Source organism: Stenotrophomonas sp., assembly GCF_031995405.1.
Taxonomy (GTDB): Bacteria; Pseudomonadota; Gammaproteobacteria; order Xanthomonadales; family Xanthomonadaceae; genus Stenotrophomonas.
On record NZ_DAMAGC010000154.1, the window covers coordinates 1 to 8,294 of the forward strand.

Here is an 8,294-nt window from a genome sequence, read left to right on the forward strand (position 1 = left end):
GGCGCGCCCGCAGGCGCGCCCTTTGATGGCTGCGCCGGCCTTTGGCCAGCACACCCGTTTCCCTCTCACATCAGAAGCCGACCGACCAGTCCAGCTGGGCACCAACATCATGCTGGCCATCCCCATCGCGCCCCTGCACCTGCAGCGACACGCGGCTGTTGGCGGACGGGCTGATCGACACGCCGAGCTGGGCCAGCACGCTGCTGCGCGCCAGCGGTGCCGCGCTGGTGCCGAAGTCCTGCGTGCCCTCCACGAAGCGGGCAGTGGCCGTCGGCAGGCGGTCGCCATCGGCGTACTGCCAACCCACGCGTGCGGTCACCACCGCCTTGTCCTGCAAGCCACCGCTGATATCCCAGTCGGCCTTCAACGCCGCCAGACCGGTACGGTAACGGCTATCGGAAGCGGCGATCCGCAGCGCGCTGTGCCCGCCGTGTTCCTGGCTGCCATCGCTCTCCAGACGCACCTGGGCCAGCTCGATTTCCGGCGTCAGCTGCAAACGCGGCCCGCCGAACGTCCAACCGGCACGCACGAAGGCCGTGGTGGCGGTGGCATCCTCGCGGGCCGACAGCGTTTCGGCGAACGTCGTGCCGATCTGCGCCGTGCGGGTGCTGTCGGTGCGGTAGTCCGCGCGGGTCACGCCACCGCGCAGGCGCAGCCCCAGCCAGCCATAGTCGGCGTAGACGCCGTACTCGGTCGCATCGGTCTCGGCGCGTGCGTCGCGCTCGCGCAGGCGGGTGTCCAGCTGCTGCTGGCCGGCGGCCACGCCGAGCTGCAGCGACTCGCCCACCTGCCAGCCGGCACCGGCCATCAGCCCGTGCTGCTGCGCGCGCGTGCCGACGTTGGCCGCAGTGGCGTCCGTGTGCAGTTGGCCGCCGCTGCCGGCCAGCCACACGCGCACGCCCGGTGCGATGCCGCCGCTGATCGCGCGGCCGTCCAGGTGGCGGTCGATGCCGTCGTGCAGGAAGCGGTTCTGCAGCAGCGCGCCGCGGTTGGCCGCATGCACTTCACCGCTGAGGCTGTCGAAGGCCGGTACCACCTGCGGTACTTCCAGGCGCACCACCGCGTCGTAGACCGCGTTGCCGGTACCCAGCGCTTCCACGGCGCCGGCCACCGCCTTCTGGTTGTCGTTGACCACCACGTCCGGGAACGCCAGCTGCACGTCCGGCATCGACACGTCGTTGCGCGCCATCGTCAGGTACACGTTGTTGGCGTCGTAGCTCAGGCTCGGATCAAGGAAGGCGAAATTGCTGCTCACCCCGCCGAACGTGCCGGCGACGCCATCACCGGCGGTCAGCACGGTGTAGCGCGTGGACACTTTCCAGTCACCGGCCGCTGCCACCGCCACGGTGCCCGCGCCACCCAGCGTGGCCGCGCCGGCCACGTCCACGCGGTCGCTGCTGCCGTCGGCGGCCACATCGACGCGGTAGGTCGCGCTGGCGTCGAACACCAGGTCGCCGGTGACCGTCAGTCGGCCCACGCCGCTGTTCGGGCCCGGGTCCAGCACGCTGCCCGAGCGCAGGTGCACGCTGCCCACCCGGCCGCTGCCGGCCAGGTAGGCGCCGTTGTCCAGGTTGACCTGTCCGCCCAGTGCACCGTCCACCATCAGGCGACCCTGGTCGACCACGGTGGTGCCGGCGAAGCCGCTGCTGTCCCCGCTCAGGGTCAGCCAGTGGCGCCCCTGCGCGAAGGTGCCGGTGCCGCTCAGTTGTCCGGCGTACTGCAGCACGCGGGTGGTATCGATCTGGAAGGTGCCGGTACTGCCGATGGCGATGTTTCCGGTGGGCAGGGCATTGCCGGTGGCCAGCACGCGGCCGTCGTCGACGCGGACATCGCCGCCGAAGGCGTTGCCGCCCAGCACCAGCCGGCCGCCGTCGGTCTTGACCAGCAGGCTGCTGCCGGCCGTGCCAGTTACGCCGCCGGCCAGCGTGACACTGTTGCCGGTGCCGACCGAGACTGCCACCTGGCCACGCAGCTGCACGCTGTTGTCCAGCACGACCGCATCGCCGAGTTCCAGCCGGGTGCCATCGTCCAGCGCCACCCGGCCCGTGCCGAGTGCCTTGCTGCCATAGACCGCCAGCGTGCCGGCTTCCACCAGCGTGCCGCCGCTCCAGGCGCTGCTGTCGGCGCTCACGGTCAACCCTGCCGCGCCGGTCTTGCGCAGTTGGCCGGTGCCGCTGAAAGCGCGCTGCATCAACACGTTGTTGGCGGCATCCAGGGTCGAGTCGGCGGACAGCCGTACGCTGCTGTCCACGCGCAGCACGCTGTTGGCGCGCAGGGTGCCACCGGCCAGTTCCAGCACGCCGGTGCCACTGCCGGTGGTGATGCTGGCCGGGAGTGCGCCGCCGATGTCCAGCTGCCCGTCGGGGCCGATGGACAGCGTGCCGTTGCCACCGTTGGACCGGCCCAGCTGGATGCTGCCCTGTACCCGGGCCAGGCCGCCATCCAGGATTTCCACACGGCCAACGCCGTTGCCGCCCACCACCAGCGTGCTGCGGGCGTCCAGCAGGGCGCCCGCGCCGGACACGGTCAACACGCCGTTGGCACCGGAGCCGTTGCCCACCGACAGTGCGCCGATGCTGGTCGCCCGCGCGCCATCCAGGATCTGCAGGGTGCCACGGCCGTTGTTGCCCACGGTCAGCGCGCCGCCGTTGTCCCAGTGGCTGTCCACGCCGCTCAGCGTGACGCGCCCGGTACTGCCGGCCAGGTTGCCGACGTAGCCGTTGAGGGAGGTGAGCGTGCCCCCGTCGCTGACCTCGATGACGCCCTGTCCGGCCTGGCCGGCGAACAGATCGACGAGGTTGTTCCACTCGCTGCCGATGCCCTGCACCCGCACGATGCCGTTGCTGCCTGCCATCGAGGCGATGTAGCTGCCGATATCGATGGTCATCTTGCCGCCGTTGCGGAGGGTCAGGTCGCCGCTGCCGAAGTGGCCCACGCCGATGGTGTAGCGGGCGCTCCACTGCGAGCCGGCGCCATCGATCACCACCGTGCTCTGCGAGCCGACCTGGGTGCCCATGTACAGGGTGTTGGTATCCAGCGAGCCGCCGTTGAGGATGTTCAGGCCGGCGATGCCGGTGCGTGCGATGTGCACTTCATCGGCGTCGGGTGCGCTCACGCCATCGATGATGGCCGTGCCGGTGTCGACGTAGCCGGTATCGTTGGGAGCGTCATTGCCATGGTCGATCGGCACGCCGCCGATCCAGTTGCCCGGGCTGGTCCAGTCGCCCACGCCGCCGATCCACTGCGAGGTGACGGCCTGCGCCGCCGGCGCGGCGCAGCTCAACGCGATCGCGGCGGACAGCAGCGCCAGCGGCGGCGCGCGGCGCGCACCGGAACGGGTCGGCGCACGGCCGCCCCGGGCGAATTCGGACACCACCTGCACGCACTTGAGCGCGTGGTTGAAGACCACGCGGTAAACATGATTCACAGCCAACCCCTGTTTTGATCTGAATCGGCGGTATCGGCCGTTGGCTGAACGACTTTAGGGTTTGAAATCGATTAATCTGAACAATTCAAGGAACGGCATCGCAGATCAGAATGTTGGTGCGCGCAATCACTGCACCTGCGTGCGCCGTCCCTTGTCGGCGTTGGGCATGGCCCCGGCCGCCGGGCTTACAATGCATCGCTTATCGCTTCTCTCACCTGCCTGGAGTAACCGATGTTCCCGCGTGACGTCCGCATCGAAACCTACGATCCCGAACTGGCCAAGGCCATCGCCGCCGAAACCCAGCGCCAGGAAGACCACGTCGAGCTGATCGCCAGCGAGAACTACACCAGCCCGGCGGTGATGGAAGCCCAGGGCAGCCAGCTGACCAACAAGTACGCCGAAGGCTATCCGGGCAAGCGCTACTACGGTGGCTGCGAGTACGTGGACATCGCCGAGCAGCTGGCCATCGACCGCCTCAAGCAGCTGTTCGATGCCGACTATGCCAACGTGCAGCCGCACAGCGGCTCGCAGGCCAACCAGGCGGTGTATTTCGCGCTGCTGCAGCCCGGTGACACCATCCTGGGCATGTCGCTGGCGCACGGCGGTCATCTGACCCACGGTGCCAAGGTCAACGCCTCGGGCAAGCTGTTCAACGCCGTGCAGTACGGCGTGGACGAGGCCGGCCTGATCGACTATGACGAGGTTGAACGCCTGGCCGTCGAGCACAAGCCGAAGATGGTCGTCGCCGGTTTCTCGGCGTATTCGCAGGTGGTGGACTGGGCGCGCTTCCGCGCCATCGCCGACAAGGTCGGCGCCTACCTGTTCGTGGACATGGCGCACGTCGCCGGTCTGGTCGCCGCCGGCGTCTACCCGAGCCCGCTGCCGCACGCCCATGTGGTCACCTCCACCACCCACAAGACCCTGCGCGGTCCGCGTGGCGGCATCATCATCGCCAAGGGCGCCAGCGAAGAGCTGCAGAAAAAGCTGCAGTCCATCGTGTTCCCGGGCATCCAGGGCGGCCCGCTGATGCACGTCATCGCCGGCAAGGCCGTGGCCTTCAAGGAAGCGCTGGAGCCGGGCTTCAAGGCCTACCAGCAGCAGGTGGTGAAAAACGCGCAGGCGATGGCCGACACGCTGATCGCGCGCGGCTACAAGATCGTCTCCGGCGGTACCCGGAACCACCTGATGCTGGTGGACATGATCGGCAAGGACGTGTCCGGCAAGGATGCGGAAGCCGCGCTCGGCCAGGCCCACATCACCGTCAACAAGAACTCGGTGCCCAACGACCCGCGCTCGCCGTTCGTGACCTCGGGCCTGCGCCTGGGTACCCCGGCCGTCACCACCCGTGGCTATGTCGAGCAGGACTGCGTGGATCTGGCCAACTGGATCGCCGACGTGCTCGACGCCCCGGCCGATGAAGCGGTGATCGCCCGCGTCCGTGATGCGGTCAGCGCGCAGTGCCGCAAGTACCCGGTATACGGCTGATATGGACCAGGGCCGGCAACGGCGTGCCTACGCCGTGCTGGCCCTCATCACCGGCATCATCGGCCTCGCCGGAGGGGGCACCCTGGCGGCGATCGGGGTATGGGTCGCGCTGGTTGAACCGGCCTACCTGGACGGCGCCTCCCGTCTGTGGATCGGCAGCTGGGGCGGGGCCGGGCTGATCGGAGCGGCGGGCTGGCTGTGGTTGAGCGCCCGCTACCTGCGTCAGGGACGAGCCGGACTGCAGGACAGTGGCCGATGGCCGTGGGCTGCCCTGGGCATGGGCGCGCTGGCCGCTATCGCGGTGGTGGGGATGGCGTTCTGGCAGGCGACCGCCCGCCCGATCGCGCTGGTCCTGCTGCTGGCGGGGCCGCCGCTGTTGCTGCCCACGGTCCTGCTGGTACGGTTGCGGCGCGGCGTGGGAACCTGACCGGATGGCGGCACATCACCCACGACGGCGCCGGCTGCTGCTGCATCTGGGCTTGTTCGGGCTCCCGCATGCGGTGGTGGCGTTCGTCGTGGTGGGCCTCTGCCTGCGCGACGTGCTTCACCAATATGGTGGGCCGGGCGATGTGCCTGGCTGGGCCATGGCGTGGTTCACCAGCGCCAGCCTCGTCGTTGTCGCATGGTGTTCGCTGGCACTGCGCTGGTGGCGCGGCGGCGCCGAGGCACTGCGCGCGTCCCCGACGCGATGGGCCGGCGTGCTGGTCGGCATCGTGGCAACGGCCGTGACCTGGACCGGCTTGTTACAGGCGCTTTTCCCCCTTGGTGCCGCCGAGGCGCCTGCGCTGCTTTTCGCCCTTGTCCTGCTGCTGCCCGGCATTCCTATGCTCTCCTGCGCGGCGCACCTGCTTTGGCTGCGTTCGCGCCCTCGATAGGCCGACGGCGCTTCGTACTTGTTGTATGGAACGGTCCCCGGCCAGCGCTTAGTGTGCGAGGTGGGTCCCGTTGGCCCGGTAAAGGAACCTCTCGACCATGCGGCAGGACGTAAGTAGAACCCAGCCTGCCGGTGGCGCCGCTTCGGCAACGCCATCCGGTTCGGCAGCGCAGTCGGGTGTGCCCGCGCGTGCCGGGTCGCAGCAGGTCTGGTTCATATTGCACGGCCTTCTGGTGGCCCCGCTGCTCCTGCTCGCCGCGCTGTGCGGCTTCCTCATGGTCCTGTTCGTGATGGCACACGGGCGTAGCAGCGCCATTCAAGAGGTCATCGTTGTCTTCGTGGTGTGGAGCGTGGCAGTGGGTGTATCCGCACTCGGGCTGTTACGCCTGGGCCGGGCGTGGGTGTGCCATGACCGGCCCCTGTCGCATGGCGATCCTGGCGGCTGGCGCTTCCTGCTGGCAACGCTGCTGGCCCAGTTCCTGCTCTGGGGCGCGATCGTCCACATCGGCATCGGCTTTGGCCATGGTCTGTTCCCGGGAGTGCTGTTCCTGATTCCCAGCGTGCCCGCTGGCGGATGCGCGGCGCATCTGGCGTGGCTGCGGCACAGGGACATTGCCGGGAACAGGCCTTCCGGGACTTGATGTTTGCTGTGGGCACGTCTTCTCAGGTACCGTTGCGACGCTGCCGTGACCACGGCATGACGTTTTCCTGATGCAAGGCGTTCCATGTACTGTCCGTTCTGCCAGCATGCCGACACCCGTGTGATCGATTCGCGCGTCTCTGAAGACGGGGCGACGATCCGGCGTCGGCGTGAGTGCGAGGCCTGCAGCGAACGCTTCAGCACGCTGGAGACCATCGAGCTGAAGCTGCCGGCGATCGTCAAGAGCGACGGCAGCCGGGAGGCGTTCGATGCGCGCAAGGTCCGCAGTGGCTTCGACCGCGCGCTGCAGAAGCGCCCGGTGCCCGAAGACAAGATCGAGCTGGCGGTGCGCGCGGTGATGCAGCAGGCGCGGATCTGCGGCGAACGTGAAATCCCGTCGATCAAGGTCGGCGAGTTCGTGATGAACGAACTGCGCAAGCTCGACCATGTCGGCTACGTGCGCTTCGCCTCGGTGTACCGCAGCTTCGAAGACGTGGCCGATTTCCGCGAGGAGATCGAAAAGCTCGAACGCGAACTGCCTTCCAGCACCGAACAGCTGCAACTGCTGGGCGATGTGATCGCGTTGACCAAGAAGAAAAAGGGCTGAGCCCCGCCGCATCGCGGTCCCCATCGCTGGGCTACCATCGGCGCTGAACACCTGCCGCTCGATGACTGCCCCCATGACCCACTTCTCCGACCTCGACCACCTGCACATGGCGCGCGCCCTGCGCCTGGCCGAACGCGCCGCGTATACCGCACGGCCCAATCCGATGGTCGGCTGCGTGATCGCCCATGGCAGCGAAGTGGTGGGTGAAGGCTGGCACCAGCGCACCGGCGGGCCGCATGCGGAGGTCTTCGCCCTGCGCCAGGCCGGCGAACGCGCACGCGGCGCCACTGCCTACGTCACCCTGGAACCCTGCGCGCACCATGGCCGCACCCCGCCGTGCGCGCTGGCGTTGATCGACGCCGGCATCAGCCGCGTGGTCGCGGCGATGCGTGATCCGTTCCCGAAGGTGGATGGGGGCGGTTTCGTGCTGCTGCGCGAAGCCGGCATCGAGGTGGTCGAAGGGCTGATGGGCGCGCAAGCGCGCGAACTCAACCGCGGTTTCCTGTCGCGCATCGAGCGCGGTCGGCCGTGGCTGCGGGTCAAGCTGGCCGCGAGCCTGGATGGCCGCACCGCGATGGCCGATGGCCGTTCCAAGTGGATCACCGGCGCGGCCGCGCGCGAGGATGTGCAGCACTGGCGCGCGCGTGCCGGCGCGATCCTGACCGGCGCCGACACGGTGCTGGCCGACGACCCGATGCTGACCGTGCGCCTGGCCGATGCCGAGGTGCTGCCGCCACTGCGCGTGGTGCTCGATACGCGGTTGCGCTCGCTGGAATGCGCCCGCGTGCGCGAAGGTGGGGCGCCGACGTTGTACCTGCACGATGCTTCGGTAAGCGCGCCGGACGCCGCCGATGCCGAATTTGCCAGTGTGCCCAGCCGCGACGGTCGCCTGGACCTGGGCGCCGTGCTGCGCCTTCTCGCCGAACGTGGCATCAACGAGGTGCACACCGAAACCGGTGCCACCCTGGCCGGCGCGTTGCTGGCCGGCGGCTGGGTCGATGAGCTGCTGCTCTACCAGGCGCCCACGCTGCTGGGGGAGCACGGCTTGCCGCTGCTCTCCGGGCTGGGCATCCATGCGATGGACCAGCAGCACCGGCTGCGCGTGGTGGATCAGCGTCAGGTGGGTGAGGACCTGCGGTTGCTGCTGCGGGTGTGATCGGTGCGCGTGGGTCGGTTGGGGTGGGGGGCGGTCGACGGCCGCCGGCCGCCGTCGGTGGGTCGGGCGCTGGGGCCCCATGCCCTTTCCGGCGAATGTCCTCCG

7 protein-coding genes are annotated in these 8,294 nt (G+C 69.1%); 6 read left to right on the plus strand and 1 reads right to left on the minus strand.

The genetic code is table 11. From position 1 onward, the window contains the following. Positions 1-70 precede the first annotated feature (70 nt). Positions 71-3,427, minus strand: coding sequence for an autotransporter domain-containing protein (locus RTO53_RS18260; protein ID WP_312239129.1), 3,357 nt, complete (start codon positions 3,425-3,427; stop codon positions 71-73). A 231-nt stretch (positions 3,428-3,658) separates the two neighbouring features. Here RTO53_RS18260 and glyA point away from each other — a divergent pair, with 231 nt between their 5' ends. The 6 genes from glyA to ribD all read left to right on the plus strand — a co-directional run bounded on the left by glyA (position 3,659) and on the right by ribD (position 8,189). Continuing rightward, positions 3,659-4,912: a serine hydroxymethyltransferase gene (gene glyA / locus RTO53_RS18265; RefSeq protein ID WP_312239130.1), complete on the plus strand. Its 1,254-nt coding sequence runs from the start codon at positions 3,659-3,661 to the stop codon at positions 4,910-4,912. 34 nt (positions 4,913-4,946) lie between these two features. After that, positions 4,947-5,339, plus strand: a complete 393-nt coding sequence (locus RTO53_RS18270) for a hypothetical protein (RefSeq protein ID WP_312239131.1) — start codon at positions 4,947-4,949, stop codon at positions 5,337-5,339. A gap of 4 nt (positions 5,340-5,343) precedes the next feature. After that, complete coding sequence (locus RTO53_RS18275) at positions 5,344-5,787, plus strand: hypothetical protein (protein ID WP_312239132.1); 444 nt, start codon at positions 5,344-5,346, stop codon at positions 5,785-5,787. Between the two features lie 97 nt (positions 5,788-5,884). Further along, a complete protein-coding gene (locus RTO53_RS18280; RefSeq protein WP_312239133.1) occupies positions 5,885-6,427 on the plus strand; it encodes a hypothetical protein in 543 nt (180 codons plus the stop codon). A gap of 84 nt (positions 6,428-6,511) precedes the next feature. Then, positions 6,512-7,033: a transcriptional regulator NrdR gene (gene nrdR / locus RTO53_RS18285; protein WP_256775393.1), complete on the plus strand. Its 522-nt coding sequence runs from the start codon at positions 6,512-6,514 to the stop codon at positions 7,031-7,033. Positions 7,034-7,094: 61 nt separating this feature from the next. Then, positions 7,095-8,189, plus strand: coding sequence for a bifunctional diaminohydroxyphosphoribosylaminopyrimidine deaminase/5-amino-6-(5-phosphoribosylamino)uracil reductase RibD (gene ribD / locus RTO53_RS18290; protein ID WP_312239134.1), 1,095 nt, complete (start codon positions 7,095-7,097; stop codon positions 8,187-8,189). The last annotated feature ends 105 nt before the right edge of the window (positions 8,190-8,294 follow it).

Coding starts and splice junctions, on each gene's coding strand:
- glyA (WP_312239130.1), top strand. CDS start 3,659: ATGTTCCCGCGTGACGTCCGCATCGAAACCTACGATCCCGAACTGGCC.
- RTO53_RS18275 (WP_312239132.1), top strand. CDS start 5,344: ATGGCGGCACATCACCCACGACGGCGCCGGCTGCTGCTGCATCTGGGC.
- RTO53_RS18280 (WP_312239133.1), top strand. CDS start 5,885: ATGCGGCAGGACGTAAGTAGAACCCAGCCTGCCGGTGGCGCCGCTTCG.
- nrdR (WP_256775393.1), top strand. CDS start 6,512: ATGTACTGTCCGTTCTGCCAGCATGCCGACACCCGTGTGATCGATTCG.
- ribD (WP_312239134.1), top strand. CDS start 7,095: ATGACTGCCCCCATGACCCACTTCTCCGACCTCGACCACCTGCACATG.